Source organism: Bradyrhizobium sp. B117 (assembly GCF_038969555.1).
In the GTDB taxonomy this organism is placed as follows: domain Bacteria; phylum Pseudomonadota; class Alphaproteobacteria; order Rhizobiales; family Xanthobacteraceae; genus Bradyrhizobium.
In genome coordinates this window covers 5,858,405-5,884,892 of the sequence record NZ_CP152414.1, presented here as the reverse complement: position 1 = coordinate 5,884,892, position 26,488 = coordinate 5,858,405, and the positions used below count along the sequence as shown (strand labels likewise).

At 62.6% G+C, this 26,488-nt stretch carries 22 protein-coding genes and 1 pseudogene; 8 read left to right on the top strand and 15 right to left on the bottom strand.

Annotated features, from left to right (window positions below):
* Positions 1-8 precede the first annotated feature (8 nt).
* The gene (locus tag AAFG16_RS28935) at positions 9-884 is read right to left on the bottom strand and encodes an alpha/beta hydrolase (protein WP_342730738.1); all 876 of its coding nucleotides are present in this window, start codon (positions 882-884) and stop codon (positions 9-11) included.
* A 178-nt stretch (positions 885-1,062) separates the two neighbouring features.
* Positions 1,063-1,986, bottom strand: coding sequence for a LysR family transcriptional regulator (locus AAFG16_RS28930; protein ID WP_342730736.1), 924 nt, complete (start codon positions 1,984-1,986; stop codon positions 1,063-1,065).
* A gap of 395 nt (positions 1,987-2,381) precedes the next feature.
* Between AAFG16_RS28930 and AAFG16_RS28925 the strand changes: the two genes are divergently transcribed.
* Entirely contained in the window at positions 2,382-3,200 is an 819-nt protein-coding gene (locus AAFG16_RS28925) for an alpha/beta hydrolase (RefSeq protein WP_342730734.1), read from the top strand.
* Between the two features lie 182 nt (positions 3,201-3,382).
* Here AAFG16_RS28925 and AAFG16_RS28920 read toward each other — a convergent pair whose 3' ends face one another.
* The 3 genes and pseudogenes from AAFG16_RS28920 to AAFG16_RS28910 all read right to left on the bottom strand — a co-directional run bounded on the left by AAFG16_RS28920 (position 3,383) and on the right by AAFG16_RS28910 (position 5,771).
* Positions 3,383-3,877, bottom strand: coding sequence for a DUF302 domain-containing protein (locus AAFG16_RS28920; RefSeq protein WP_342740991.1), 495 nt, complete (start codon positions 3,875-3,877; stop codon positions 3,383-3,385).
* 72 nt (positions 3,878-3,949) lie between these two features.
* Positions 3,950-4,807, bottom strand: a pseudogene (locus AAFG16_RS28915) (alpha/beta hydrolase); the annotation flags it as partial.
* Positions 4,808-5,000: 193 nt separating this feature from the next.
* Positions 5,001-5,771 (bottom strand): alpha/beta hydrolase, encoded by a 771-nt coding sequence (locus tag AAFG16_RS28910; RefSeq protein ID WP_342730732.1) that lies wholly within the window; start codon positions 5,769-5,771, stop codon positions 5,001-5,003.
* Positions 5,772-5,985: 214 nt separating this feature from the next.
* On the opposite strand from AAFG16_RS28910, the gene AAFG16_RS28905 reads away from it, so the two are divergent.
* Entirely contained in the window at positions 5,986-6,948 is a 963-nt protein-coding gene (locus tag AAFG16_RS28905) for an AraC family transcriptional regulator (RefSeq protein ID WP_342730730.1), read from the top strand.
* 258 nt (positions 6,949-7,206) lie between these two features.
* On the opposite strand, the gene AAFG16_RS28900 is transcribed toward AAFG16_RS28905, so the two are convergent.
* Positions 7,207-8,676, bottom strand: coding sequence for an MFS transporter (locus AAFG16_RS28900; RefSeq protein WP_342730728.1), 1,470 nt, complete (start codon positions 8,674-8,676; stop codon positions 7,207-7,209).
* 9 nt (positions 8,677-8,685) lie between these two features.
* On the opposite strand from AAFG16_RS28900, the gene AAFG16_RS28895 reads away from it, so the two are divergent.
* Positions 8,686-9,642, top strand: coding sequence for a LysR family transcriptional regulator (locus AAFG16_RS28895; protein ID WP_342730726.1), 957 nt, complete (start codon positions 8,686-8,688; stop codon positions 9,640-9,642).
* A gap of 113 nt (positions 9,643-9,755) precedes the next feature.
* On the opposite strand, the gene AAFG16_RS28890 is transcribed toward AAFG16_RS28895, so the two are convergent.
* The 6 genes from AAFG16_RS28890 to AAFG16_RS28865 are packed head-to-tail and all read right to left on the bottom strand — an operon-like array spanning position 9,756 to position 13,814.
* Positions 9,756-11,525, bottom strand: a complete 1,770-nt coding sequence (locus AAFG16_RS28890; protein ID WP_342730724.1) for a proton-conducting transporter membrane subunit — start codon at positions 11,523-11,525, stop codon at positions 9,756-9,758.
* Entirely contained in the window at positions 11,525-11,866 is a 342-nt protein-coding gene (locus AAFG16_RS28885; RefSeq protein WP_342730722.1) for an NADH-quinone oxidoreductase subunit K, read from the bottom strand. Before AAFG16_RS28885 ends, AAFG16_RS28890 begins: the two co-directional genes overlap by 1 nt.
* Positions 11,863-12,807 carry a hydrogen gas-evolving membrane-bound hydrogenase subunit E gene (mbhE, locus tag AAFG16_RS28880; protein WP_342730720.1) on the bottom strand — a complete coding sequence of 315 codons (945 nt, stop codon included), beginning with the start codon at positions 12,805-12,807 and terminating at the stop codon, positions 11,863-11,865. Before mbhE ends, AAFG16_RS28885 begins: the two co-directional genes overlap by 4 nt.
* Positions 12,804-13,097, bottom strand: a complete 294-nt coding sequence (locus AAFG16_RS28875; protein ID WP_027560006.1) for a monovalent cation/H(+) antiporter subunit G — start codon at positions 13,095-13,097, stop codon at positions 12,804-12,806. The genes mbhE and AAFG16_RS28875 overlap by 4 nt, the downstream gene beginning before the upstream one ends.
* Positions 13,094-13,384 (bottom strand): MrpF/PhaF family protein, encoded by a 291-nt coding sequence (locus AAFG16_RS28870; protein WP_027560005.1) that lies wholly within the window; start codon positions 13,382-13,384, stop codon positions 13,094-13,096. The genes AAFG16_RS28875 and AAFG16_RS28870 overlap by 4 nt, the downstream gene beginning before the upstream one ends.
* Positions 13,377-13,814 (bottom strand): Na+/H+ antiporter subunit E, encoded by a 438-nt coding sequence (locus AAFG16_RS28865; protein WP_342730715.1) that lies wholly within the window; start codon positions 13,812-13,814, stop codon positions 13,377-13,379. The genes AAFG16_RS28870 and AAFG16_RS28865 overlap by 8 nt, the downstream gene beginning before the upstream one ends.
* A 577-nt stretch (positions 13,815-14,391) precedes the next feature.
* On the opposite strand from AAFG16_RS28865, the gene AAFG16_RS28860 reads away from it, so the two are divergent.
* Together AAFG16_RS28860 and AAFG16_RS28855 are read left to right on the top strand one after the other, a co-directional pair.
* A complete protein-coding gene (locus tag AAFG16_RS28860) occupies positions 14,392-15,495 on the top strand; it encodes an efflux RND transporter periplasmic adaptor subunit (RefSeq protein WP_342730713.1) in 1,104 nt (367 codons plus the stop codon).
* Positions 15,492-18,605, top strand: coding sequence for an efflux RND transporter permease subunit (locus AAFG16_RS28855; RefSeq protein ID WP_342730711.1), 3,114 nt, complete (start codon positions 15,492-15,494; stop codon positions 18,603-18,605). The genes AAFG16_RS28860 and AAFG16_RS28855 overlap by 4 nt, the downstream gene beginning before the upstream one ends.
* Positions 18,606-18,783: 178 nt before the next feature.
* On the opposite strand, the gene AAFG16_RS28850 is transcribed toward AAFG16_RS28855, so the two are convergent.
* Entirely contained in the window at positions 18,784-20,403 is a 1,620-nt protein-coding gene (locus AAFG16_RS28850; RefSeq protein ID WP_342730709.1) for a winged helix-turn-helix domain-containing protein, read from the bottom strand.
* Positions 20,404-20,878: 475 nt separating this feature from the next.
* Here AAFG16_RS28850 and AAFG16_RS28845 point away from each other — a divergent pair, with 475 nt between their 5' ends.
* Both AAFG16_RS28845 and AAFG16_RS28840 read left to right on the top strand, forming a co-directional pair.
* Positions 20,879-22,216 carry an extracellular solute-binding protein gene (locus AAFG16_RS28845; protein WP_342730707.1) on the top strand — a complete coding sequence of 446 codons (1,338 nt, stop codon included), beginning with the start codon at positions 20,879-20,881 and terminating at the stop codon, positions 22,214-22,216.
* A gap of 271 nt (positions 22,217-22,487) precedes the next feature.
* Positions 22,488-23,837, top strand: coding sequence for a squalene monooxygenase (locus AAFG16_RS28840; RefSeq protein WP_342730705.1), 1,350 nt, complete (start codon positions 22,488-22,490; stop codon positions 23,835-23,837).
* 183 nt (positions 23,838-24,020) lie between these two features.
* Here AAFG16_RS28840 and AAFG16_RS28835 read toward each other — a convergent pair whose 3' ends face one another.
* Positions 24,021-24,479 (bottom strand): cupin domain-containing protein, encoded by a 459-nt coding sequence (locus AAFG16_RS28835; RefSeq protein ID WP_342730703.1) that lies wholly within the window; start codon positions 24,477-24,479, stop codon positions 24,021-24,023.
* A 371-nt stretch (positions 24,480-24,850) separates the two neighbouring features.
* Here AAFG16_RS28835 and AAFG16_RS28830 point away from each other — a divergent pair, with 371 nt between their 5' ends.
* On the top strand, positions 24,851-26,071 hold the full coding sequence (locus tag AAFG16_RS28830) for an MFS transporter (protein WP_283079729.1): 1,221 nt from the start codon (positions 24,851-24,853) through the stop codon (positions 26,069-26,071).
* A gap of 22 nt (positions 26,072-26,093) precedes the next feature.
* Here the strand turns inward: AAFG16_RS28830 and AAFG16_RS28825 are convergent, their stop codons facing one another.
* Positions 26,094-26,480, bottom strand: coding sequence for an ester cyclase (locus AAFG16_RS28825; protein WP_342730700.1), 387 nt, complete (start codon positions 26,478-26,480; stop codon positions 26,094-26,096).
* Between the last annotated feature and the right edge of the window lie 8 nt (positions 26,481-26,488).

Sequence of the window (26,488 nt, the reverse complement as noted above, 5' to 3'; positions counted from 1 at the left end):
GGCCTCGCTCAGCGCGATGCCGCGCGGATTTCCGCGATGGTCTGTTCGGGGGCCTGGAGGTGAGGGTAGTGGCCGACGCCCGCAAGCACGTTCAGCTCCGCGCCGACGCGCTCGGCGAGCTCGGCGCCCATGTCCTTCGTGATGTAGAGGTCGTCGCTGCCCCACACCACTTTCACCGGCGTCTTCAGCCGCGCGAGGTTGGCCTCGAAATGGTCCTGGTCGCGGGTGAACGAGGCGTAGTAGTGATAGAACGCGTCCACGACGGTCATCCCGTCGCGGCTCCATGCGCTCGCCATGTCGTCGCGAAACGCCTGCGGGACGTCGTAGTGCGCCTCCTTCGGCAGGCCACGAAAGAAGGTGTTTTGCAGGATCTCGTCGCGGCCGGCGTTCATCGCGGCGCGGACATGGTCCGATGACGGCTTCGACTTCAGGGCCTGCAGGTTCTGCCACATCAGCGCCGGCCGGTTGAAGGGCGCGAAATCGCCGACGATCAGGCATCTTGCGATATCGGGCTCATCGAGCGCCAGGAGCAGGGCCGGCAAAGCGCCGATGTCGGTCGCGTAGATCGTGAGCTTCGTGCGGTCGATGCCCGCGGCCTCGATATAGCCCTTCAGCACGCGGGCATAGTCTGCGGGTGCATAGGCGAACCGATCGATCGGCGGACGCGACGAGAAGCCGAAGCCGGGCCAGTCGAAGCTGTGAACGTCGTGGTCGTCAGCCAGCGCGAGCGAAATGCCTGTCCACGCATGGACGGTTTCGGGAAAACCATGCAGCAGAAGCGCGGTTCGCCTCAGTGCGCTACCGCGGACCAGCATCCTGCGCAGCGTGATGCCGCCGTCGATCGCGATCTGCCCGATGTCCGGTCCGTCAGCTTGCTTCAACATGACGCTTTCCCGATCCGCCGGCGAACTATCGATGCATGGCGCCCGGCATCCTAGCGGAGATGCGCGAGGTCTCAAAATGAATCGAAAGCCTCTACGAGGGGCATCACCATCCGGGCGTCGCAAAGCTGGTCAACGATTGGATCGGGAAGCAGAGGTTGGAGAACCAGGGCGTTGCCCACTAATCGGCTTCAACGTAGCGGATGATGCTCTGATTTTGAACGTTGGCGACCAGTTCATCCGCGCGGGACAAAAGCCGGTGGAGCAGAGGGGAGGAATTCGCCTGGTTGTAGCCGAGAGTGAGATCGACTGTCGGAGGGATCCCATCGAGCGCTCTGGCAACAACGTTTGGCGCCAGCATATTTTGCGCATAGAGCGGAACGAGAGTCACTCCGCCCGTGGATGCGACCAGCGACATTGCCGACGATATGTTCTCGCCTTCGTACTTTGGCTTGAGCGTAATCCCGACCTTCAACGCGTAGCTCTGAATCACGGCTTGCAATACCGGAGACGTTCTCGCCGAGCTGACGTAGATCTCGCGGGCAAGATCCTGCGGCCGAATCCTCTTGCGCGAGGCCAAGCGATGGTCCGCCGGCAGCACCGCGATCAGGGGCTCCTTCGCCAACAATTTGAAGGTCAGGCCCGTGCTCTGTCGCTCCGGGCGGAGGAAGGCTATATCCAGCTTCCCGCGCGTTAATGCGAGGGCAAGTTCTGGCGAGGACTGACTACACAGGGTGACTTCGATCTCCGGCTCTTCCTCGCGGAGGATACGCAATATGTGGGGGAGCCACATCACCTCCAGCCCGACCATGAACCCCATGGAAAGTACGGGCTTTTGCGGCTGTGCGGTCCGCCGCGCACCATCTGTCGCCGCTTCGACTTGCGACAGCGCCAGCCGCGCGTGATCGAGAAAAACTCTTCCGGCCTCGGTCAGCACTACGCCACGCGCCTGGCGCTCCAGCAACTGCACGCCAACTTCGGATTCCAAATCCCGAATCTGCCGGCTCAGCGACGGCTGCGAAGTGTTCAGGCGCCGTTGGGCAGCGGTCAAAAAGCTACCTTCCTCTGCGACTGCAATGAAATAGCGCAAATGCCGAAGTTCCATCGGTCCTCAATATGCTTCCAAGGCATACATCGCAGCCTACTAGGTCTTTGTCTTTAGCGGGAGCAAGACTTACCTTCGCAGCGGTTCAATCAAAAGGAGCCAACAATAATGCCCTCAACTTCCAAGCCGGCAATCGTTTTTTGCCATGGACTTGATTGAGAGTGGTTTCCCTTATTCAGCAGGAAACGCGCACAAATGCGCAGGAACGACGAATACTGCCGGGCCAATTCGGCCGATAACGCGTCGGCGATCGGGTGTTGCCAAGGCAAGGCAAGGGCTCGCTGGGGCCTTTAATTCTAAAACTCCGCCCGCGAAATGAGTAACGCGTGGCTCAATGGATCAGTTAATCGCTATCTTCTCAATAAAATGTCTAACAGCGCAGATGGAGCGACTCGATGCCCACGATCACTACTACAGACGGCGTAAACATCTTCTACAAGGACTGGGGCTCAGGCCAGCCGATCGTTTTCAGCCACGGCTGGCCGCTGACAGCGGACGACTGGGACGCCCAGATGACCTTCTTCCTTCGCCACGGCTACCGGGTGATCGCCCACGACCGGCGCGGCCACGGCCGGTCCGACCAGCCCGGCACGGGCAACGACATGGACCACTGGGTTGCCGACCTCGCGGCCCTGACTGAACACCTCAACCTGCGCGGCGCGATCCACATCGGCCACTCCACAGGTGGCGGTGAGGTGGCTCGCTATGTCGCTCGCCACCAGGAGCGCGTCGCGAAGGCGGCGCTGGTCGCTTCACTGACGCCGAACATGTACCGGAGCGAGGACAACCCGTCCGGTCAACCGCCGGAGTGGTTCGAGGCGATCCGGGCAGGCGTGCTGGGCAACCGGTCGGAGTTCTACCGTTTCGTCCCTGAGAATCCGTTCTACGGCTACAACCGAGATGGGGCGAAGCCTTCGGAGGCAATCATTGCGAACTGGTGGCGCCAAGGCATGGCCGGCGGTGCCCTCGCTCACTACGCGACTGTCGACTCTTGGCTCGAAGATTATACCGAAGACCTCAAGAAGATCACCGTGCCGGTGCTGGTGATGCATGGCGAGGCTGATCAAGTCGTCCCGTTCGCAAGTTCCGTGCCGCGTGCGGTCAACCTGCTTAAGAACGGGTCGCTGAAGACTTATCCCGGCTATCCCCATGGCATGCTTACCACGCATGCGGATGTCCTCAACCCCGACCTGCTCTCGTTCATCAGGTCTTGACGACATCTCTCATCCGTCATCGCCTATAAGGCCGCAGCGACTGTTGGTTCGAAAGGCTGATCAATAGCGATGCGGCGGGGAAGCCGGTAACTGATCGGCTTCCCCCTGGTATTCTCACGCGGTGCACGATGGCCGCAGTTGCCGGTACTCACTTCGGTCGGCCGAAGACGTCATCCGGACGCCTAGCTTGCGCACTCGTGCAGCAAGGTTGTGATCTTCGCATCGAGAGCTCGGGCGACAGCAAGGGCTTCCGGGCTGCCATAATTCATCAAATAGCTCTCCATCTTGTCATAAGAGACGTGCACGCCGTCGGCACGCTCATCAACAAGCACTGTGACTGGAGCGTAGGACCCAGCATCAGGGACGTGCTTGACCATTTCTTTCATGATGAGTGGATTGCCGACCACAAACCGCATGATCCTGGACGTCCCGGATTCGGCCTCGCGACGCAGAATGTCGCCCAGGTCGAACTGTGCGAAGAGCATAAGGTCCGTTCGACCGAGGCTGCGTTTTACAATGCGTTCCAAATCCGTGAAGGAATTTGTCGCTCTCGTCTCCTTGAAAAATTCGACAGTGTCAGGCTGGCCGACAGCGGACTTGAAGGCCGCCACGACAGCGTCGAACGGTTTTGAGCTCGTGAGGGTGAATCGCTCCACCTCGACTTTCGCGATTGTCAGTTTGTCCTCTGTAGCAATTCTTGCTGATGGAGTGCGTCTGATGGCGTCGAAGTGCGCCGCAGTCGCGGGCTGCGCGTCCAGGAAAGTCCGGACGTGGCCGACGAACATCTCGTGGTGCTGAAACAGGGCGCCGTGACCTGAATCGGGATAGAGGACCAGCTTGGCGTTGCTGAGCTCCCTGAACATCGCGTAGGCGTTGCTCGCGGGGAGCATGGTGTCGTCGCTGCCGCTGACCACAAGAGTGGGTTGGCGGATGGCACGCAGAGTGGCGTGCTCAGGATCAGGTGTGGCACACCAGGTGATCAGCGCCTTGGCCTGCGGATCGGTGACAGCGCTGCCGTTGTCGGTGTCCCGATCGTCCTGACGCACCTTCGCCCTTTTCAGGAAGGCCAGGCCGGAGGCTTGGCTGGCAGGTGAACTCGTGAAGAACAGCGGCAGGCGCGGGTCCGGCGCATCGGTTTTGGAGAATGCGTCCTGCAGAACCGCCAACAGGTGTTCCTCGCCGCCTTTCGGCGCAGTGCCAACGAGAATGAGCTTGCGGACTATCTGTCCGTGCTCGGCGGCGATCTGCTGAGCGACGCAGCCGCCGAGGGAAAAGCCGAGCAGGTCCACTTCGGAAAGGCCGAGCAAGTCGATGAAATTGATGGCGTCTCGCGCCATCGCCTCGACGTTGTCGGGCGTTTGACCGGTCGAGCGGCCGACCCCAGCGTTGTCAAAAGCGATCACGGGGCGATCAGTGGCCAGCGCGTTGACGACGGCGGGATCCCATGCGTCGATGTTGCCCGAGAAGTGCTGCAGAAGAATCAGCGGAGTTCCGATCGCGGGGCCGAGACGGCGATAGGCAAAGCGGATTCCGTTGCCCTCGATATAGAGGGTTGGCGCCGTTTCGAGTGTGGCGGCGTCCTTTTTCGCGATGTCGCGTTGAGTCATGTCATCCTCCGGATGCTGGGCATGAGATAATCGGGTGGGGGACCGGCGTGGCGCAGCGACCGAGGCCTTCTCCAGGACGGCGCTCGTGCTTCTGCGGCTTCGCCGGCTTTTCGCTATCGCGGTCTGGACGCTCCGCATTTGCCCGAAGCGAACGTGTGCGCTCCCGGCGTGAAAGGCGCCGGGAGCGGCACTGTCACTTCACGAGCGTTGCCTTTTCGATCACCTCGGCGACTTCCTTGGCATGGACGACGAGCGAGGCATGGCTTCCGGCGACGTCCGTCACCTGAGCCTTCATCCTGGCTGCGAACGACTTCTGGGCCTCGGGCGCGATGACCTTGTCCTTCGTGGTGATGACATCGAAGGTCGGCTTGTCATGCCAGGCCGCAATGGTGACGGGGGCCTCGAACGCAGCGAAACTCAATGGAAGCTGCGACTTGGCCAGGTGCTCGGCGATCTCCGGCGGAAGGTCAGCCGCGACCGCCGACGGAAACACCTTCGGGTCAATGTACAAATTGCCCTTCGCGTCGGGACGGATCGCGTTGCCACCTTCGGTCGGCGGGCCGGCTTTTGACAGCGATGCCAGGGATTCGCCAACGTCCGGCGCGAAGGCGGAGACATAGACCAGCGCCGAAACCTTGGGATCGTCGCCGGCTTGCGTGATCACCACTCCGCCCCAGGAGTGGCCGACCAGAACGGTCTTGCCGTCCTGCTTCGCGAGCGCCTGCTTGGTGGCATCGACGTCAGCCGTGAGCGAGGTGAGCGGATTTTCGACGAGCGTGACGTTGTAGCCCTTCTTCGTGAGGATATCGGCGACGGGCTGCCAGCTCGTCTGGTCCACGAAAGCGCCGTGCACGAGCACGACGTTGTGGGCTGCTCCCTTGGGCAGTTCGGCGGAATAAGCGGCGCCGACCAATGTCGATCCGGCCAGGAGTGCGGTGGCGGCTGAGAGAAGCATATTTAGCATTGAATGTTCCTGTTGGAATGTCGGACGAACAAGTCCGGGGGGATGGACAGGCGTTTCCAGCAACCTCGCGGTTTTGCCATCCGCCGTCGGCGAAATGGTCGCCGCACGTGATGCCGGCCCGCTGCGACATGACGTAATTCGCGAACCTTCCGGACCACAGGGACCAATCGTCCGCGTGTTGTGTCCGATCGTCCACGGGGATAGTCTCGACGGCATGGACATCCTCGCCCAGATGCTCGATCGCGTTCGTCTCGCCGGGACGTTGCTGTTTCACTTCGAGCTCGGCCATCCCTGGCATCTCGAGCTGCCGGCGCGCCCCTACGCGCTGTTTCACTATCTCAGCCGAGGATCGGCGACCCTCGCGCTCGAGCACGGACAAGAGATCCAGATGACCGAGGGCGATTTTGTCGCGATTACGCGCGGCGAGCCCCACGTGTTTTATTCGGACCGCCGGGCCAAGCCTTTGCGGATCATAGATATCGATCGAGCGTCGACGCGGTTCGGCGTCATTCGTCACGGCAGCCGCGCAAACCCGCACTCGACCATGATCTGCGGCAATTTCACGGTGTCGCGGCCGCTGTGTGGCGGCGTGCTGGAGCTACTGCCGCCCGTGCTCCTGCTGAAGCCGACGACGGACGGCGGTTGGCTTGAAGCGATCCTGCGTCGCATGGTCAGCGAGTCCGCGCTTGAGCGTCCCGGCCAACGCGTCGCGCTTTCACGACTGACGGAAGTGCTCTTTGTCGAGGTGCTCCGAAGCTGGATCTCGTCTCTCAGTCCCGGACAAGGCGGCTGGCTCGGGGCCGTTTCTGACCCGCATATCGGACCGGCGCTCAAGCTCATTCACGAAAGCCCGGAGCGTCCCTGGACTCTGAGCGACCTTGGCCGTCGCGTCGGGCTCGGCCGTTCGGCGTTTTCAGCGCGCTTTACCAAGCTCGTCGGCCGGTCCATGCATCGCTATGTGATCGAACGCCGGATGGCGGAAGCGGCGTTTCTGCTGGAAACCAGCGATGAGCCCATCGCACGGATTGCCAGCCGGGTCGGTTACGAGACATCGGCGGCGTTCTCGAAGCTGTTCTTTCGACATCACGGCTTGTCGCCTGGCCGATACCGAGCAGCCCGACGCTCTAACGGCGGCGAAAGGCACGGCGACGTTCAGGAAGCAGAAGTTGCCGATTGACCTCGGGTGCTCTCGGTAAATCCAAGAATAACCTTTGAGTTGGACAAGCGGGGAGAGGGGACGCACAAAACGTCTCCTGCGTCAGTTGCTCGCGCTTGCCGGCCTGATGTCCGCAAACGCATCGGATACAGGAGGCGACGCATAAGTTCGGGACATTGAGCCGGAAAGCATGTCATCTCTGGGAGCAAGTGCGTCTACGAGCACGGCAGCCTGATCGCCGACGGTCGCGGGGGCAAACCAGACCCATATTTCATACGCTCACCGATCAGCGGGAAGCAGGAAAATTGCTGCAAGAACGCCCAGGACTGCTGTTGACGCCGCGGTAGCAAAAATGGCCTCGAAGGCTTGTCCGCCACCAACTACGGCCAGCGCAGCGATCCCAAGCGCGAAGCCGCCCTGTCGCGCCACGATCGTCATGGCGGAGGCCATGCCGGAACGGTCCGGCGGGGCGAGCGCGAGCAGGGCACCCGAAAGTTGCGGGTGGGCGAGCGCCGCGCCGCTGCCGATCGCTGCCATGCCCGCGAGCATAAGGCCGAGGATCTCGGCCCTATCTGTCCGCCAGAGCGATGCAAGTAAAAGGAGATTACCGACCGCGAGTATCGCGAGAGAATGCGCGAAGTGCCAGCGCCAACCGATGCGCATCACGAGGTGGCCGCCAATTGGCGGCACGATTAGCATCGGCGCCGTTGCAGCGAGCAGCGCGAGGCCAGTACGATTGGCGTGCCACCCGAATGCGCTCTGCATCGCTGGCGGCAGATAAACAAGGATGGCCCAGTAGCTGACGGAGACCGCAATCAGCAGCAGGCCGACACCGATCATCGCGGGTGTCCCGAACACGGTCGGGTCGAGGAGCGGCACAGCGCGCCGACGCTGTTGAAGGGCGAAGCCTGCCAACAGCAGAAGCGCCGCGCCGCCGAGGCTCGCGGCGCCGATCATGTCGGCACGTACGCGCAACGTCGCGTCAATCAGTAGCGCGAGTGCCGTCGTCAACAGGGCAACGCCGACAAGATCGAGCGGGCGCTTCTCCGCGGCCTGGCTCTCGGCGACGAACCGCGGCACCGCAATGGCCAGGGCCGCGCAGAACGGCACGTTGATGAAGAAGATCCAGCGCCACCCGGTCCAAGCCGTGATCACGCCACCGAGCGTCGGCCCCGCGGCCATCCCAACACCGGAGACGACGCCCATCAAGGCGAACACACGCGCTCTGACCGCGGCATCCGGGAACGCGCTGGCGACGAGCGCCAGGGCGCCTGTGACGACGAACGCCGCGCCAACGCCTTGCAGACCACGGGCGACCCACAACGACGGACCGTCCCAGGCAAGGCCGCAGGCAAGGGACGCGACAAGGAAGATCACATTGCCTGTCAGCAAAGCGCGGCGGCGACCGAAGCGATCGGCGATTGCCCCAGCCGCGAGCAGCATGCCCGTGAAAGCGAGCGAATACGCATCGATCACCCACGCCGTCGCGGTCATGCCGAAGCTGAGGGTACGCGCTATCTCAGGCAGCGCGACGACGACGGCGGTGACGTCGAGATTCGTGAAGAACGCACCGAGGCCGAGTGTCAGGGCAACGGAAAGATCACGAGCGGATAGGGAGGGTGCCGACTTCACAAATCCTCTGCCGAACCGGGAAAGTGCCGCGCAGAAGCGCTGCGATGCCCGCTTGGTATCATCGGTTTGCGCTCGTGGCGTATGCCGAGTGTTCAACTCAGCATGAATCTCCTTCATAATGCCGGCATGACCGCCCAACCTCCATTCGATGCCCTGATTGCCTTCGAAGCCGTGCACCGTCTCGGCAGCGTCACCGCCGCAGCAAGCGACCTCGGCGTGACGCAAAGCGCAGTGAGCCACCGGTTGCGCCGGCTGGAAGACTTTATGGGTTTGCCGCTGCTGACGCGGACTTCGGGCGGCATGCGGCCGACGCCCGCGGGTGAAGCGCTTGCATCCGGCCTTGCGGAACTCCTCACCGGCCTCGGGGAGCTACGCGCGCGATGCCGCGCTGCGGCCAGCAATGGCCCACTGCGCGTCGGCGTCAGCGCAGCGCTTGCGGACTATTGGCTCGTCGCACGCCTGCCGATGTTCAAGGCCCCATCGACGCCGATCGAACTGATCATCGTCGAGAGCACGGCGCAAGCGATCCACCTCGATCTCGACATCACGATCCATTGGCTCCTCGAGGGCGAGGCACGCGAGACCTCGACGCAGCGCGTGTTGTTCCGCGAGCAGGTCTTCCCGGTGTGCCACGCGCGACTATTGCCGTCCGCGCCGCTCGACGACCCGACGCGCATCGCCGCGCTGCCGCTGATCCATAAGGGGGCTGGCGTAGACGCGAACGCGGGAACCGAGTGGTCCTGGTCGACGTGGTTCGCGCGACTTGGCCTCAACGCGCCGCCGCCGGTTGGACTACGTTACGCCAACATGGCGACAGCGATCGGTGCCGCACTTCAAGGCAGCGGCGTCGTGCTGACGCGCTCACTCCTCGCGCGCGACGCGCTCATCGACGGCCGCCTTGTGCGCGTGCTGCCTAAGACCTGGGACATGCCGTCGACGAAGGTACACCTCGTGCGCTGGCCCGCGGTCTTGGCAAGTGATGCACGGGTGAAGGCATTCGTTGCATGGCTTTTGGACGAGGCCGACGAATGCGTCCCGACAATCTCCGCTGAAACCCTCGAAAATGACCCGAAGACGACTTAGCTTGGCCGAGCGTTCGACGCGCCCGACTCAAAGCGAACCCGGTGCGAATGATGGTGGTTCGTGTGCGGCAGAACCGGCTGCTGCCGGGCTGGATCAATCCGAACGATATGTCTTCAGTTTGCGGCGAACATCAATACGGCAAGGGCCAGGCCGAGCAGTAGCAGGGAGATGCCTGCCGCGGCCCATTCGCGAAGAAGACCATCGGCTTGTTCGACCAGGTTGCCGAATCCAAAGCAGATGCGCCGTAGCGGCTCGAGGACCTTCTCCAGCGCCTTCCAGCCGGACGAGGCAGCCAGCGGATGCCGCCAGGGATTTAGCAGGACGGCGAGCGTCGCACCTCCCAGCACCGACAGGAGCAATTTTGCGAACCCATCGCTACTGAACAATTTCGGCAGCACATCATGTGAGATCGGCAAGTATGGTTCCCAGGGTACTAAGCCAAGCAGCAGCGAACAGATCGCCAGGGCGAGCGCGGGTAGGTCGCGGCTTGGCAGCGCCGTCTGGATAGGCGCGATCGGTTGATCCGAAGGCGCGAGCGCATAGGCCAGAACCAACAGGACATAGGCGGTCGTGAACATTCCACCGACATGCAGCACCGCGGCCCACCACCACTGTCCTGTCCTCGTTGCCTCCTGCAGCAGAAGCTCTTTCGCAAAGGCTGCGCCGCTGGGTTGAACGCCCATCAGCGCGAGGCCACCCACTGCGAAGGTCAGTACGCTGAGAGGTAGGACACGTGCGACACCGCCCAGCCCGGTGATGCGGTCATGGCCCAGCCCGGTGTAGATCGATCCGACGGCCAGGAACATCGCCGCCTTTGCGGAGGCGTGAGAGATCGCCTGCAGCAATCCCGCCGCAAAGGCTTGCCCGGTCTCGAGTTGACCCAAGGCATTGGCAGCGAGCGGAAAGATCAAGAAGAGATACCCGATCTGAGCCAACGTCGAATATGCTACGAGCAGCTTGAGGCGCTCCTGCCGCAAGGCGACCACGCTTCCGATCACGATCGCGCCGGTCCCCAGTGCCGCCAGGAACTGCGTGGCGGCAAGGCTGTGCAGGCCAGGTATCACGTCGAACCAAAGCCGCAGAAGGATGAAGAACGATCCCTTCACGACCAAGCCGGATAGAATTGCGCTCGCCGCGGCCGGCGCGCCCGCGTGAGCGGACGGCAGCCACAGGTGCAACGGGAAGAGCGCGGTCTTTGCGAGGAGGCCGACCGTCATCAATGCGACGGCAATGAGCACGCCCGGCTGCGCTGAGACGACACGCGACATGAGCACCATGTCGAGCGTCCCATAAAAGCCGTAGAGCAGGGCCGCGCCCAGCAGGTAGAGAACCGAGCCGAGCAATGCAAAGACAAGATAGCGTAACGCGGCCTGAAGCGTCTCCGCGCGGCCATCGAGGCAGACCAGCGGGACTGCGGCGAATGTCAGCAACTCCAGCGCGACATACAGGGTGAAGAGATCGCCGCCAACGAAGATCATGTTCAGCGCTGCCCAAACGGCAAGCAACAGGATCCAGAATGCGAAGGATGTGCGTGCGTCCGATGCTGGACGAAAGTCAGTCGTGGCGAAGACGGCGACCGCGCAGATCACAATCGCCGTGGTCGCGAGCATCACCGCCGACAGTCCGTCCGCGCGCAAGGCCACTCCTAGCGGGGGCGACCATGCACCAAGTAGATAGACTATGAGGCCGCCGCCCTGCGGCACGGCCAGGAGAATGGCCCCCGCAATCGCCAACCCTAACGGCACAACCGCTAGGGCTACCTGCCGGACGTAACGGTCGCCGAGAGTGAATGCCAGCAGGATGCCCGCAACCGGTACGGCGACCGACAGGACTAGCACGAAGCCGAACGTCGTCGTCGCCAGCGCTGAGGCAGGAGCCAACATCAGTCACCGGATGGGTCGGACCGCGGGTCCGGCGGCGCGCGACTGCCGAGCGTCAGGGAGCCGCCGGTCTGGAACAATCGGAGCAGCAAGGCGATCGCCAGGGCCGTTGCTGAAAACGCTACCACTATTCCCGTGATCACCAGGGCTTGTGGGACCGGATCATTGCCAACGCCCGCCGCGGTGCCCCTTCGTCCGACGATGCCAAACAGAAGAAAGACGCCGCTGCCGACCAGATTGAATGCGATGATCTTGCGAAGCGGTCGCGGATTGGTAATCAGGCCGTAGAGCCCAAGTCCAATCGCCGCAGCCGCGAATGATCCAAACACCGTGACGCCGCTCATGGCTCGACACTCCTTTCCGGCGCGCCGGCGAGCAGGAGGGCGAGTGTCGCTGCAATCGTCAGGGTCATCGCGACCTCGATGCCAAGGATCAGAGGTTTAGCGATTGCAACCGGGTAGGCGAGGAACGCCGCTCCGAAGCAAAGTCCACCGAAGCCGACGGCCAGAAACAGGCCAGGCCCGGCCACTAGGACCAGCCGCAGCCGTGGACTGCTCACGGGTGGCGTATCCGCCAAACCAGCCATGATGACCAAGAGCCACATCGACGCGAGAACCGCGCCGCCCTGAAATGCTCCGCCGGGGTGATCGGCCCCCGTCCACAACATGTAAATGCCGACGACGATGCCCGCGGGAGGAAGGAGGCGCGCGAGAAAGGCGAGAACGCCCTTGGGGTCGGCCTCGTGGCGCGGTCCCTGACGACCGCCCCAATTGCGGTCCGCCGCGAGCGACCACACACCGACGATGGCAAGCAGGAGCACGACCTTCTCGAGCATGGTGTCCATCCCGCGGAAGGCCATGAGCACGTTGGTGACGGGATTGGCCATTCCGGTTGCTCCCGCATTCGAGACGGCCGCCGGTGCCAACGTTGGTGGCGGATTCGGCAGGAGCAGGATTGCGAAGGCCAGCACCGCCGCTGTCGATGCAGACAATATGGCGGCGCTGAGACGCACGGTTAGGCTGCAACGTTCGGCCGTTGTCACCTCGCTACCGCGCAGTCTGGCGGCCGCCCCTAACAGCATCACGCCGCCGAGACCTCCGCCAATGGCGGCCTCCGTTAGTGCGACATCGACCGCGTCGAGACGCACCCATATCAGCGCAACCAGGAGGCCGTAGGCGACGAACCCGACGGTCGACGAATAGGTATCGGGGACGGCGATGGTCCAGATGGCGAGGCCCAGCACCACGGCGGCGAGTGCGATCTCGAAGACTGTTGCGGTACTCATTTGGCCGCTCCGCTCTGGCGCGCCGTGCGCGCGATCAATTGGGAAACGGTGGCGCCGGCAAGCAGTGCGAACATCCAGATGCAGATCAGCTTCAACCCGTCGCGCAGGCTTCCTGCCTGTGGGAGCAAGCCAAGCACGACGAAGCCCAGGCCGAGATTGTCTGCCTTGGTCAGCGCGTGTAGGCGGGTCAGGGTGTCGGGAAAGCGAAGAAGGCCGACGGTGCCGGCGAGGAAGAAGAACGCTCCCGCCGACACGCAGGCAATCGTCACGACGTCGCGTGCGAGGTTCATCTGTCCCCCGTTGAATCAAGCCCGTCGGTTTCGAGGCGGGAAAGCCCCTTCTTGACGAACGCGATGGACGCGAAGGTGGCGAGCAACGCCAGGATCAATGCCACGTCGATGGCCGCCGGGACGCCCGTCACGGTGCCGAGAAGGAGCAACACGGCAATGCCTGCGGTGCCGATCAATTGCGCCGCCATCATACGGTCCGCATCGCCCGGACCACGCAATATCGACACCAGCCCGAGTGCCAGCAGGGCCAGGATCAACCCGACTGCGGCGGTCAGGAACTCAGTCATTGTATAGGGCTTGAACCAGCGCCAATTCCTCGGCGGCAAGATCGGTCACGACCGGCTGCCGAATGTCGAGGCAATGATAGACGATCTCTCCGTTCTCCTCGCCCGCCGGCACCGTCCCGGGCAGCAGGCTGGTGAGCGTCGTGAACACGTTCTGCCGCAGCCCGGGCGAAAGCCGACTCGGATAGGTCACAAATCCCGGGTGCAGCGGCAATCGGGGATTAAGTGCGCGCCCTGCAACGTCTGCTCCGGCGACCACCGAGTGATACAGGAAAAGAAGGATCAGGCGGGCGATGGCGCGAACCGATCGCCGCGCGCGGCTCGGCTCGAGCAGGTGCAGGCTCGTCCAAGTTGCGGCGGCGATCGCGGCCGCGGCGGCGGGAAGATCGGCAACATCGACACCGGCAAGCACCAGCCACAGGCAAAAGAACAATGATGCTCGGTACGTCGCGACCGGCCACAATGGACCAGCTGCGGCGGCGGATGCATCTGGATCAGCCGAGGGACCTTTCATGGCCGCTTCCTGGCTCGTTTCTAACGTCGGCGCCTGCGTTGCGGCGAAGATACGGACTTGCGGGAGACAAACGTAAACTTCGCGGGAGATGTCTCTCTCGGCAAGTCATTCAATGCGTCAAGCCGCGAGCTGGCGTAGCGATACATCATCATCCAAAATGGTTCCGATGGCGCCCACGAGCGGATCATCCGGCGCCATCGTCTTGGACAGGATCTCGCGACCCTCCAGGTTCGACGGCGCCGATCAAGCGAAGCGCGAGTAGCGCGCGACGGCTCCGCCGCGCGCCATACTCCATCTCATGATCCCATCATGTATTGGCAGCAGAACTGGCGATATCGGGTGAAGGCCTGATCACCCCTAGGAAAACTCCCTACGAACACACCTCGGCAAACCACGATTAAATCCAGCCGCACCGAGTAGATTTACCGATTTTTATACCAAAGCCGTTCGGCAAAATACCCATGGCGATAGTCTTGGAACGCAAGAGGTGATGTCCATGAGCGGCAGCCGTTGCACGTTCCGATACATGGTAACGTCGACGTTCGTGGCGGCATTCTCGCTGACCCTGGGAGCCTGCGGCAGAGAACAGGCAACGAATGACACGCCCGTTCCGCGAATCGTGCGCACGTCGACTGTGGAAAAGCGCAAGGTCACAACACCCCTGACATTTACAGGGCGGATCGAAGCCGAAGATGAAGTGAATGTTGCGTTCCGGATATCCGGGCGACTTCTGAGCAACGACACCAAGATTGGCGACAGGGTCAAAGCCGGCCAAGTGCTGGCGCGATTGGAGTCACAGAACGAACTGAATGGACTGCGTCAGGCGCAGGCATCTCTGGCTGCGGCGCAGGGACAGTTGACGCAGGCGCGCAATCACTTCGACCGTCAGGAGACGCTCTTGGCGCAGGGCTGGACGACGCGCGCCAATTTCGATGCTGCCACCCAGGCCCAGCAAACTGCGCAGTCGCAGGTCGACGCGGCTGAGGCGCAACTGAGCGCCGCACATGACCTCGTCGGTTTCACCGAACTGACGGCCGATGCACCCGGCGTGATAACTGCCACCGGCCCGGGAGCCGGCGAGGTGGTCCAGGTCGGGCAGATGATTGCGAGGATTGCGCGACAAGACGGCCGCGACGCCGTCTTCGACATTCCCTCTCAATTGGTCAGATCGGCTTCCTCGGATCCGGAGGTCGAAGTCAGCCTGGCCGATGATCCGACAATAAAGGCGAAGGGGCGCGTTCGCGAGGTCGCCGCGCAGGCCAGCGCCGTGACGCGGACCTTCGAGGTCAGAGTCGGTCTGACCGATCCCCCGCCGGCGATGCGGCTGGGCGCGACGGTCGTCGGACGGGTGAGCACGAGTGCCGGGCCGATGATCGATATTCCTTCTTCCGCCCTGACCAGGATGAACCAACGCCCCGCCGTTTGGGTCGTCGATCCCGCCAACAACACGGTCTCAGTTCGCAATGTGGATGTGCTACGGTTCGATGAAGCCCAAGCGGTGATCTCGCAAGGACTCGACACCGGTGAAGTCATTGTCACCGCCGGCGTCCAGGCGCTTCACTCGGGTCAGACAGTCCGCGTTCTCGGATCAGGGCCATGAGCGGAATCAATCTTTCCGATTGGGCGCTGAAGCACCGCTCGCTGGTCGTCTACATGATGATCGTTGCGGTCATTGCCGGCGTACTGTCCTATTTCCGGTTGGGGCGCAACGAAGATCCAGCCTTCATCATCAAGACCATGGTTGTTCAGGCCGCCTGGCCCGGAGCATCCGTGGAGGAAACGGTGAAACAGGTGACGGAGCGCCTCGAACGTCGACTTCAGGAAACGCCGCATCTCGACTTCCTGCGAAGTTTCACGAGGGCCGGCGTCTCGATCGTCTTCGTGAATCTGAAGGGCAGCGCAAACGCAAGAGAGGTTGCCGACACCTGGTACCACGTGCGCAAGTCGATCGGCGACATGCGCCATACGCTGCCCGACGGCGTCATTGGGCCGGCGTTCAATGACGAATTCGGCGATACGTTCGGGATCATCTACGGCTTCACCAGCGACGGCTTCAGCCAGCGTGAGTTGCGCGATCGGGTCGAGGAGACCCGCTCGAGGCTGCTTCTCGTGCCCGACGTGTCGAAGATCGAGCTGTTGGGCGAGCAGGATGAAGTGATCTTCGTCGAATTTTCCACCAAGGAGCTCGCGGCCCTCGGCGTTGATCGGTCCGCCCTGATTGCAGCGCTCCAGTCGCAAAACATCGTGCGTCCGGCCGGAACGATACAGACAAGCTCGGAAAGCATTTCGATTCGGGTGTCGGGAGGCTTCCAGTCGGAGCAGGACATCGCCAACATCAACTTCTCGGCGGGCGGCCGCATGCTGCGCTTGAGAGATATAGCCCGCGTACGGCGCGGTTACACCGACCCGCCCCAGCCGATGTTTCGTGTCAATGGTCAGCCGGCAATAGGACTTGCCATCGCCATGCGGGATGGCGGCGACATCCTTGCGCTCGGCGCCAACCTCAGAAAGGCAATGGCCCGGATCACGGCGGAACTTCCGATCGGAATCGAGCCGAGCTTGGTCGCGGACCAGCCCGTTGTCGTCGACCACGCGATCCGGGAGTTCATGGTCTCGCTGATGCAGGCGATCGCCATCATCATGGTGGTGAGCTTCATCAGCCTCGGCGTACGCCCCGGCCTGATCATTGCGCTTGCCATACCTTTCACGCTGGCGATCGTGTTTCCGATCATGGCGCTTCTTGGCATCGACATGCAGCGTATATCGCTTGGCGCACTGATCATTGCGCTCGCGTTGCTGGTCGACGACGCGATGACGACGACCGACGCGACGCTCAACAAATTGGCGGAGGGCGCCAGCAAGGTCGAGGCGGCAACTTTCGCATACCGGACCCATGCGATGGCGATGCTCGCGGGCACGTTGGTGACGATCGCGGGCTTTATCCCGGTGGGCTTTGCGGCGAGCTCGGCCGGCGAATACACGTTCTCGCTGTTCGCCGTGGTCACGATCGCGCTGCTGGTATCGTGGTTCGTGGCGGTCATTTTCACGCCACTGCTCGGCGCTGCGATCTTGGTCCCGCCCCGGCAACGCGACTCCGCGGATCCGGGCAGGATTTTCCGGATGTACCGGAGCTTCCTGACATTCGCGATGCGCGGGAAATGGCTGACGATCGCGATCTCGGTGGCGCTCCTGGTAGCCGCGGTCCTTGCGATGCCGTTGATCCCGCGGCAGTTCTTTCCGTCGTCGGATCGTCCGGAACTGCTGGTAGATATCAGTTTGCCGCAGAACGCGTCAATCTATGCGAGCGAGGCGGCGGCGAAGCGTCTGGATGCGGCTCTTGGGGCGGATTCCGATGTCGCAAGATGGAGCACCTATGTTGGACGCGGCGCCATCCGCTTCTACTTGCCCCTCAATGTGCAACTACCGAACGACTTCTTCACCCAGAGCGTTGTGGTCGCCAAGGACGTTGCGGCCCGCGACCGGCTGCATGCCAAGCTCGAAAAGCTCCTGGCTCAGGAATTCCCCAAGGCAATTTCGTTCGTTTCTCCGCTCGAGCTTGGACCTCCGGTTGGATGGCCAGTACAGTACCGCGTCAGCGGGCCTGACGTAGAGCGGGTACGAGAGATTGCGCTCGATGTTGGACGGATCGTTGGTTCCAGTCTGGAGACCAGGCAGGTCAATTTCGACTGGATGGAGCCCGATCGACAGGTGCGCATCCGCGTCGATCAGAATGAAGCCCGCCTTCTCGGCCTCAGCTCGCAGGCGATCGCAACCACGTTGAACGCGATGATGACCGGCACGCCGATAACCCAGGTTCGCGACGATATCTACCTGGTCAACGTGGTCGCGCGTGCGACCGACGCGCAGAGGGTTTCGCTGGACAGCCTGCGCAATCTGCAGGTGGCCTTGCCCAGCGGGCAAACCGTTCCTCTCGGCCAGTTTGCATCCTTCGAATATGACCAAGAATTTCCACTCATCTGGAGACGCGATCGCGTTCCGACCTTGACCGTCCAGGCGGCTATCGTCGGCAACACGTTGCCGGCAAGCGTGGTCACGTCGCTGTCGCCGGCGATCGAGAGCTTCAGAAAGACGCTCCCGCCGTCGTACGACGTGGTCGTGGGTGGCACGGTGGAAGAGAGCCAGAAGTCGCAGGCATCCGTGCTGGCTGTGGTTCCGGTGATGCTGTTCGTCATGTTCACTATCCTTATGGCGCAACTCCAGAGCTTTCCGAGACTTTTCATGGTCCTCAGCGTGGCGCCGCTTGGTCTGATCGGTGTCGTTGCCGCCTTGATGCTGTCAGGAAGGCCGCTAGGCTTCGTCGCCATTCTCGGTGTGCTGGCGCTTCTCGGCATGATCAGCAAGAACGTGGTCATTCTGATTGGTCAGATTGACGCCGAACGTGCTCTAGGGAAGACGCCCTGGGAAGCCGCGGTCGACGGTAGCAGTTCCCGATTTCGCCCGATCATGTTGACCGCTGTGTCGACTGTCCTTGGAATGATTCCGATCGCACCAACAGTCTTCTGGGGTCCAATGGCCTTCGCGATCATGGGTGGCTTGCTGGTTGGCACGGTTCTTACGCTCGTCTTCCTGCCGACGCTCTATGTCACCTGGTTCGGCGCCACGGAGTCGGCCGAAGGTCCCGCGCTGCGTAAGCCGCCAATGCGCAGAGGGCAAAGCTCGAAAGGGGAATCCTCGCCTACGACAATGTAGTCAACCTATGTCCTTCGTCTTGAGCGGGTTCATCCCGTTGATCGAAGCCGCGCTCATACCCCTTGGACAAAGCTTTACAGTCTCGGCACCCGCAGTGGGGGCGCGCTTTCGTATGTAATGTCTGTCGGGGAAAACTGCGACCTGACGGGTAGGGCAGCTTCTGGACCCGAAGCGGACATCAGCCCTCCGGCACCCCGGCCATGCGCAGGCCCTCATACACACGCTCGCGCCCGGCGAGGTAAGCCGGATGGTCGCTCGCCGCGCGGGCTCGGAAGCGGCGGAGAGTGAAGGTCGGATTGAGCACAAGGCCCGCCTGCGCGGCGGCCCGCGCCTCGTCCGGTGAGCCGAGCAGAGCCAGGGCGGCGGCGAGAAAGCAATGCGGGATGGGATGGTTTCGGTTGGCCTCGATGCTCCGGCGCAGCCAGGCAACCGCTTCCACGTCGGCGCCGAGCGCCAACTTGGCGAGACCGACAAACATTGACCACCGGTAGGCGTAGTTATCGCGAGGAGAGAGGCGAAGCGCCTCGCGGACATGGGCCTCGGTCTCATCGCTGCGACCGAGAAAAGTCTTAGCGAGACCGATGAAGGCATGAGCGTCGGCCAAATTGTGATCCAGTACCAACGCTCGTTCGCATTCAGCGATGCCTTGGACCGCGCGATGGGTAAATGACTGGACGAAACCCAGGACGCTATGGGCCCGAGCATGGTTTGGCGCAAGGGACAGAGCCCGCACTATGACTGCTTCGGCCGCAACAAAGTGTGCGGTCCAGTCGTCGCGCATAAGGTTGGCACCAAACGCCGCTCTAACCCGCGCCGAACCGACCAGCGCCTCAATGTTTCCGGGATCAAGCGCCAGGGCACGGTCGAAAAAGACCTGCGCTTGCGTCATGTAGTCCGCGGTCGTCCCATTGTTCTCGTAAGCCCAGCCTTGGAAATACAGGTCCATCGCATCGGGATGGGTTGAACGTCCCGCTCGCCGCGCCTCAACCTGAATGAGCTGGGCATTCAGCGTGTTTGCTAGCCGCGATACGATTTCATCCTGCGTGTCGAACAGGTCGGCGACGGGTTTCTCGAACCGCTCGGCCCAGAGGTGAGTGCCGGTTTCGGCATCGATCAGCTGAACATTCACGCGAATCCGGTTGCCGCCTCGCTGCACTGAACCTTCGAGAACATAGCGGATGTTCAACTCGCGTCCGATCTGCCTTACATCGACAATTTTGCCCTTGAAGGTGAAAGCGGTGTTGCGAGCGATCACGAATGAGCCGCTGATGCGCGAAAGGTCGGTGGTCAGGCTCTCGGTCACGCCGTCGACGAAATAGTCCTGCTCGGGATCACCTCCGACGTTTGCGAATGGCAGCACGACGATGGAAAGACGCGGCGCAGGAATGGACATCGTAACGGTCGCGGCATCGGGCCGATCCGGGTCAGCTACACCCTGAAAGATCTGTTCACCAGAACAGGCTGGGGGCAACACGTCTGCAGGCTGGCGCACTTCCTGCACCGCCCCAACAAAACGAAAGCCCTTGCGTTGCAGAGTTTTGATAAAATGTTGTTTCTCGCCGGAATCTCCAATCACGCTCCGAGCGACATTCAGGCGCGTCGTCACTGCAGCATCGGACACGACACGGCCGTTCCAAACGTTATTGATGAGGTCGTCCTTACTCACGACCCGTTCCCTGTTGCGGATCAGGTAAGCGAGCAGATCGAACACCTGCGGAGCAACGGAAACCAATTGCGCCCCGCGGTAAAGTTCGCGACGGTCGGTGTCGAACGCGTACTGCTCGAAGAGATACCGCAAGCTGGCAATTCCTTGGGTAACTTTCTCCCGACGGTGTCCCGTGCCGGTTGCAACGCAAGAATATGCCGTCGGTGAGGAGAATGTAAGCAGAATGTCAAGAGCGTTCACCCACGACCTGATACGGTCTTTAGGCTGGCTCCAATTTGCGCAGAGACAATCCAGGAGTGCAGCCAACGGCTTACCTTGCTGCCCGGCCGTACCCGAGCGGCGGTAAGAGAGTTAACGTGGGCCTCTGCTTGAAGGATCGGCGGCAACGCCCCTCGTGAATGCCAAGGAAGTTGTCATGGCCTTGAAGACCATGCGACGCGCCTCTATCGCGACCAGCGCAGCCGCTATCGCTTTGTCGTATCATGATTGCGGGTGGACGCAGACCCGGCCATCCAAATCTTCAACAGCTGCGCGCCCTCGTTTTCGCGCAGCGCCGAGGAAGCACACGAGAAACAAAACAGCCCATTGATCAGCGTGGAGGGAACAAATGTCACGAAAGTTTTCTCGACGACAGTTTGTAACCGCGTCGGCCATGTCTTCCGCCGCGCTCGTCACCGCGCCTTATGTGCGCGGCGCCTACGCCGCCGGTAAGCTATCGATAGGTTTTTGGGACCACTTTGTGCCGGGCGCCAACACGACCTCCGCGGATCTCGTCAAAGAATGGGCCGAAAAGGCAAAGGTCGACGTTCAGATTGATTACATTGGCAGCCAAGGCAACAAACTCCTTCTAACCGGCGCCGCCGAAGCGCAAGCGAAGGCCGGACACGACATTCTTGCGATGACCACGTGGCGTGTTCACAATTATGCCGAACGGCTCGAGCCGGTGAACGATGTCATGGAGCCGATCCTCAAGCAGAACGGCGAGGTGAATGGCACGGTGAAGTATCTTGGCCAAGTAAACGACACTTGGATGGCCATTCCCGCTACGATCGGCAGCCAAATCCAGGCTCCTTGCTCTCGCATTGATCTGATGAAGAAATACGCCGGCATCGATGTGCAGGCGATCTACCCGGCTGGCAGCCCGCCGCAGGCCGACAGCTGGACGATGGACGCCTTCCTGAAGGCCGCTGAAGCCTGCCACAAAGGCGGCTTCCCCTTCGGCATCGGGTTGGGAGAGACCGTCGACAGCGTGGTTGCCGCCGGGGCATTCTTCCAGTCATTCGGCGCGCAGCTGGTCGATGCCAACGGTAATCTTACGGTCAAGACCGACGAGGTGCGCCAAGCGCTGGAATTTTACAGGAGGCTGATCGCGTTCCTGCCCCCCGACGTGCCGGCGTGGGATGATGCTTCCAACAACAAATGGTTGATCTCTGGCAGGGGCGCGCTGATCATGAATCCGCCGAGTCCTTGGGCGGTGGCCAAGCGCGATGCACCACACGTTGCCGAGCAATGCTGGACCCACGGCTTCCCGGCGGGCCCGAAGGGCCGCTTTGCGCCGTATTTCCCTTTCTTCTGGGGCATCTGGAATTTCTCCAAGAACAAGGAGGCGGCGAAGAGCCTGCTCGCGCATCTCTCGCAGGCGTCGTCGATTGAGAAGCTGGTGGTCGCCAGCGGCGGTTATGATCTCCCGGCCTACGTGAAGTTCACGAACTTAAGGGTCTGGGCGGAAGCGGAGCCGCCGAAAGGCACGCTCTACCACTATCCCAATCCCTACAATCATCAGAGACTATCAATCGCGGCTTGGCCCGCGCCGCCGAAGATCGCACAGCAGATCTTCGCGCAGGCGACGATGACCAAAATGTGCCTCCGCTACTCGCGGGGTGAAGCACTGGAGAGCAGCCTCGCGTGGGCGGAGGGCGAGTGCGAGGGCTTCATGCGAGGCTGACGACGGGAGGTATGGCGGCTCGCTCCACGTAGCGGATCGGCCAAACGCGGCCAGCGCTAAGACTAATGTTCGCAACACCTGGGTACCCAACGACTGCACGGGCCGTTCTCGACGACCGGCCGCACAACCATCCCGCAGACTCGTTATTTGCTTAACTCGACCCGTTTTTGCTCTCAGGGCACACCGAGCCATCATCACCGGGCCCCGAGCGCTCGCCCGCGCTTGGATCGATTCGAGTCGATCAAGACACACTTGGAAATGGGAGGTGGCGATGGCATCAACTCTCGTCGGCAAGCAGGCTGTCGTGATCGGCGCGGGAATGGGTGGGCTCGCGGCCGCAGGGGCGCTTGCCGACCACTTCGAGCAGCTCGTTGTTCTGGAGCGCGACACTCTACCCGTGGAGCCCACGCGTCGCGCCGGCACGCCGCAGGCGCGGCATGTGCATGCGCTGCTGCTCAGCGGCCAGCGCGCTCTCAGCGAGCTGTTCCCGGGATTCGAGCAGGATCTCGCACGGGCGGGAGGCGTACGGCTCAAGGCCGGTCTCGATACTCGCCTCGAGCCCCCGGGCTACAATCCCTTCCCGCAACGCGATCTCGGCTGGTGCGGTTATGCGGCGTCACGGCCCACCATCGAGCACGTCGTGCGGCGTCGGGTCGAAGGCCTCGCCAACATCATGTTGCGCCAGCGCTGCCGGGTCACGGAAGTGCTGGCGTCGCCAAATGGAGAGGCGGTCATCGGCGTGCGCTGCGAGAATGGCAGGGGCACGAGCGAGACGATAGCTGCGGATCTTGTCGTCGACGCCACCGGACGCGGCACGCTCACTCTCGCCCTGCTGCAATCGGGCGGCCGACCGCTGCCCGAGGAGACCACAATCGGCATCGATCTCTCCTATTCCACATGTGTCTTTGCAGTCTCCGACGCTGCGCCGACCGAGTGGAAAGGCGTCATCACCTTCGCTCAGGCGCCCCACAATCGCCGGGGTGGCATCTTGCTTCCGCTCGAGGGCGACCGGTGGATGGTAACCCTTAGCGGCCGCCTCGGTGAGGTCCCGCCCGGTGATGCGGAGGGGTTCCTGACGTATGCTCGATCGCTTCGGACGCCGACGATCTACAATGCGATCAAGCACGCCAGGCGCCTCGACGGGGTCGCGCGCTACGGTTTCCCGGAAAGCGTGCGGCGTCATTTCGAGCGGCTCGATGGTTTTCCCCGCGGGCTGTTGCCGATCGGCGACGCAATTTGTCGGTTCAATCCCGTCTACGGGCAAGGCATGAGCGTGGCCGCCCTGGAGGCGCGCCTGCTCCAAGGGCTTCTCGAGAGACTAGCGGTAAACAGCGATTCAATCGCCGGGCTGGCACCTGCTTTCTTCGCCGAAGTGCCGACGTTGATCGAGACGCCGTGGTCGGTGGCCATACTCGACTTCGCGTTTCCCAGTACGCGTGGGCAACGTCCGGCGGATTTTGAGATGACGCGCAACTTCGGTATCGCCCTGACCCGGCTTGCCGCCGAAGATCCGGCCGTCCATAAGCTAACCGTCGAGGTCCAACATCTATTGAAGCCACGCAGCGTCTATCGCGATCCTGCGCTCGTCGAGCGAGTGCTTGCGAAAATGACCGAGGTGTGACTCTTGCGGGGAGCGATTTACGCCGTTTTCGAGCGTGCCGCCGTGATGGATCAGCCAACTCGTAATTGCAGCGGTGCATGAGTCTCTTCATGGACCATCGCGACATACCGCGCTGCCGCACGAACTTGGTCGCTATAGGCGCGAAGCGAGCGTAGTCGCCAGTCACGTTTGCAGGTTCACGGCTTAGTCCGGATAGCGCGTACCGTCCTTGTGCACGAAGCGGCCGTCGGAGTTCGCACTCATCATGTCGATGTCGGAGCAGGTCGTGAGGTCCTCGGGCGCGCGCGAGCCGACTTCGAGATAGACGGCCACGGCATCCGAGCGGTTGATCATGTGATGGCCGTTGCCGCTGCCTTTCGGGAAGGCGGCGCAGTCGCCCGCGCGCAGCACGGTTTCGCCCTGGTCCTCGATCAGCACCACTTCGCCTTCGAGCACATAGACGAACTCGTCCTCATGCGAATGCCAGTGCCGCTGGCTCGACCAGTTGTCCGGTGGCAGGCGCATCAGATTGACGCCGAAATCCGCAAGTCCCCCGGCGTTGCCGAGCCGCTTGCGGATGCGCTCGGCGCACGGCGCGTCGAAGGGGGCCGGATAGCCCGAGCCCTTGCGGGCCGGGACTGTGGCGATGTCGATCTTTGGCATGTCAAGGGTCCATTCGAAAACCAGCGCATCGCGCACGGATCGGCGACCGCGCGCCATGATCGGCGGGCGTCCAAACGTGATGCGACTATGCTGGCGGGATGATGACATCATGCCGGTGTTTTGCCCGACGTGTCAAATCGCCTGCTGGCATCGCGATTCCTAGCAATTCTTGGGCATCGCAAGCGATGCGCCTCGTAAGTCATTGATCCCGCTGCTGCCGGCTACTGTGCATGGGGTTGTTTTCGAGATTTTTGATGTGCGGGCCCGAAATTCGCGAGGCCAGGGAGCCCACCGCAAAAAATCACGCTACTCTGTCGGCTCGCACGGTTCCCATTCGTCTTCCACCCAGACAGATCTGACGGGAGACCAAAATGAATGCTTCCTCCTATCGCTGGGTGATCGTCGCCGCCGGCGGCCTGCTTGGCTGCGTCGCGATCGGCGGCATGTTCTCGCTGCCGGTGTTCCTGCAGCCGATCACAAAGGATACTGGCTGGTCGGTGACCGGCATCTCCAGCGCGATGACGATCGGCTTCCTGGCGATGGCCTGCACCAGCATGGCCTGGGGCACGGCGACGGACAGGTTCGGGCCGCGTCCGGTGGTGCTGACGGGATCGACCGTGCTGGCGCTCAGCCTGTTCGCGGCGAGCCATGCGACCTCGCTTCTGCTGTTCCAGTTCGTGTTCGGCCTGCTGGTCGGCGCCTCCTGCGCCGCGATCTTCGCGCCGATGATGGCGACCGTCACCGGCTGGTTCGATACGCACCGCAGCCTTGCCGTGTCGCTGGTGTCGGCCGGCATGGGCATGGCGCCGATGACGATGTCGCCGCTCGCGGCCTGGCTCGTCTCCGGCCACGACTGGCGCACCTCGATGCAGATCGTGGCGCTCGTGGTCGGCGCCATCATGATCCCGGTCTCGCTGCTGGTGCGCCGCCCGCCCGCGCTCGCGCAGGCCGCGGCCGCGCCGTCAGGCGCGGGCACGGGGCAGGGGGAGATGTCGATGGCCGAGGCGCTGCGCTCGCCGCAATTCCTGATCCTGCTCGCGACCAATTTCTTCTGCTGCGCCACCCATTCCGGCCCGATCATCCACACCGTGTCCTATGCCGTGAGCTGCGGCATCCCGCTGATCGCGGCGGTGACGATCTACAGCGTCGAGGGCCTTGCCGGCATGGGCGGCCGCATCGCCTTCGGCCTGATGGGCGACCGCTTCGGCGCCAAGCGCGTGCTGGTCTCGGGGCTGCTGCTCCAGGCGTTCGGCGCGCTCGCTTATGTCTTCGCGCATCAGCTCGCGACGTTCTACGCGGTCGGCGCCGTGTTCGGCTTCATCTATGCCGGCACCATGCCGCTCTACGCCGTGCTCGCCCGCGAGAACTTTCCGCTGCGGATGATGGGCACGGTGATCGGCGGCACCGCGATGGCCGGGAGCCTTGGCATGGCGACCGGCCCGCTCGCCGGCGGTCTGATCTATGACGCGTTCTCCAGCTACGCCTGGCTCTACATCGCCTCCTGGGCGATGGGCTTGGGCGCGTTCCTGATGGCGATGACATTCCGCCCCTTTGCCAAGCCGCAAGGCGAGGCGGCGCCGGCGGCGGCATGATGGCGACCGTCGAGGCGCGGCGTCAGAGCTGCGCCTCGATCGCCGTCTTGTCGATCACCGACCACACCTGCCGAATCTGTCCGTCGCGAAATTCGTAGAACACGTTCTCGCAAAAGGACACGCGCCTGCCATTGACGGCGAGCCCAAGGAACGTCCCGACCGGCGTGCAATCGAATTTCAGCCGGGCGGCGATGCGGGGCGGCTCGGAGATCAGCATCTCGATGTTGAATCGCAGATCGGGAATCTCGCGAAAATCCTGCTCCAGCATCCCGCGATAGCCGGAGAGCCCGAGCGGCCGCGCGTTGCGGACGACGTCGCTATGCACGAACTGCCCGAGCGCCGGCCAATCCTGTTGGTTCAGGCAGGCGATGTAGGCGCGGTAGATGCCGGCGAGGTCGTTACCAGTCATGGCAAATT

Bases quoted from the DNA above. Each gene is read 5' to 3' on its own strand.
- AAFG16_RS28830 (WP_283079729.1), top strand. From the start codon at position 24,851: ATGAATGCTTCCTCCTATCGCTGGGTGATCGTCGCCGCCGGCGGCCTG.
- mbhE (WP_342730720.1), bottom strand. From the start codon at position 12,807: ATGAGTACCGCAACAGTCTTCGAGATCGCACTCGCCGCCGTGGTGCTG.
- AAFG16_RS28825 (WP_342730700.1), bottom strand. From the start codon at position 26,480: ATGACTGGTAACGACCTCGCCGGCATCTACCGCGCCTACATCGCCTGC.
- AAFG16_RS28930 (WP_342730736.1), bottom strand. From the start codon at position 1,986: ATGGAACTTCGGCATTTGCGCTATTTCATTGCAGTCGCAGAGGAAGGT.
- AAFG16_RS28875 (WP_027560006.1), bottom strand. From the start codon at position 13,097: ATGAACCTCGCACGCGACGTCGTGACGATTGCCTGCGTGTCGGCGGGA.
- AAFG16_RS28855 (WP_342730711.1), top strand. From the start codon at position 15,492: ATGAGCGGAATCAATCTTTCCGATTGGGCGCTGAAGCACCGCTCGCTG.
- AAFG16_RS28900 (WP_342730728.1), bottom strand. From the start codon at position 8,676: ATGAAGGAGATTCATGCTGAGTTGAACACTCGGCATACGCCACGAGCG.
- AAFG16_RS28910 (WP_342730732.1), bottom strand. From the start codon at position 5,771: ATGCTAAATATGCTTCTCTCAGCCGCCACCGCACTCCTGGCCGGATCG.
- AAFG16_RS28860 (WP_342730713.1), top strand. From the start codon at position 14,392: ATGAGCGGCAGCCGTTGCACGTTCCGATACATGGTAACGTCGACGTTC.
- AAFG16_RS28835 (WP_342730703.1), bottom strand. From the start codon at position 24,479: ATGCCAAAGATCGACATCGCCACAGTCCCGGCCCGCAAGGGCTCGGGC.
- AAFG16_RS28895 (WP_342730726.1), top strand. From the start codon at position 8,686: ATGACCGCCCAACCTCCATTCGATGCCCTGATTGCCTTCGAAGCCGTG.
- AAFG16_RS28905 (WP_342730730.1), top strand. From the start codon at position 5,986: ATGGACATCCTCGCCCAGATGCTCGATCGCGTTCGTCTCGCCGGGACG.
- AAFG16_RS28935 (WP_342730738.1), bottom strand. From the start codon at position 884: ATGTTGAAGCAAGCTGACGGACCGGACATCGGGCAGATCGCGATCGAC.
- AAFG16_RS28925 (WP_342730734.1), top strand. From the start codon at position 2,382: ATGCCCACGATCACTACTACAGACGGCGTAAACATCTTCTACAAGGAC.
- AAFG16_RS28845 (WP_342730707.1), top strand. From the start codon at position 20,879: ATGTCACGAAAGTTTTCTCGACGACAGTTTGTAACCGCGTCGGCCATG.
- AAFG16_RS28870 (WP_027560005.1), bottom strand. From the start codon at position 13,384: ATGACTGAGTTCCTGACCGCCGCAGTCGGGTTGATCCTGGCCCTGCTG.
- AAFG16_RS28890 (WP_342730724.1), bottom strand. From the start codon at position 11,525: ATGTTGGCTCCTGCCTCAGCGCTGGCGACGACGACGTTCGGCTTCGTG.
- AAFG16_RS28885 (WP_342730722.1), bottom strand. From the start codon at position 11,866: ATGAGCGGCGTCACGGTGTTTGGATCATTCGCGGCTGCGGCGATTGGA.
- AAFG16_RS28840 (WP_342730705.1), top strand. From the start codon at position 22,488: ATGGCATCAACTCTCGTCGGCAAGCAGGCTGTCGTGATCGGCGCGGGA.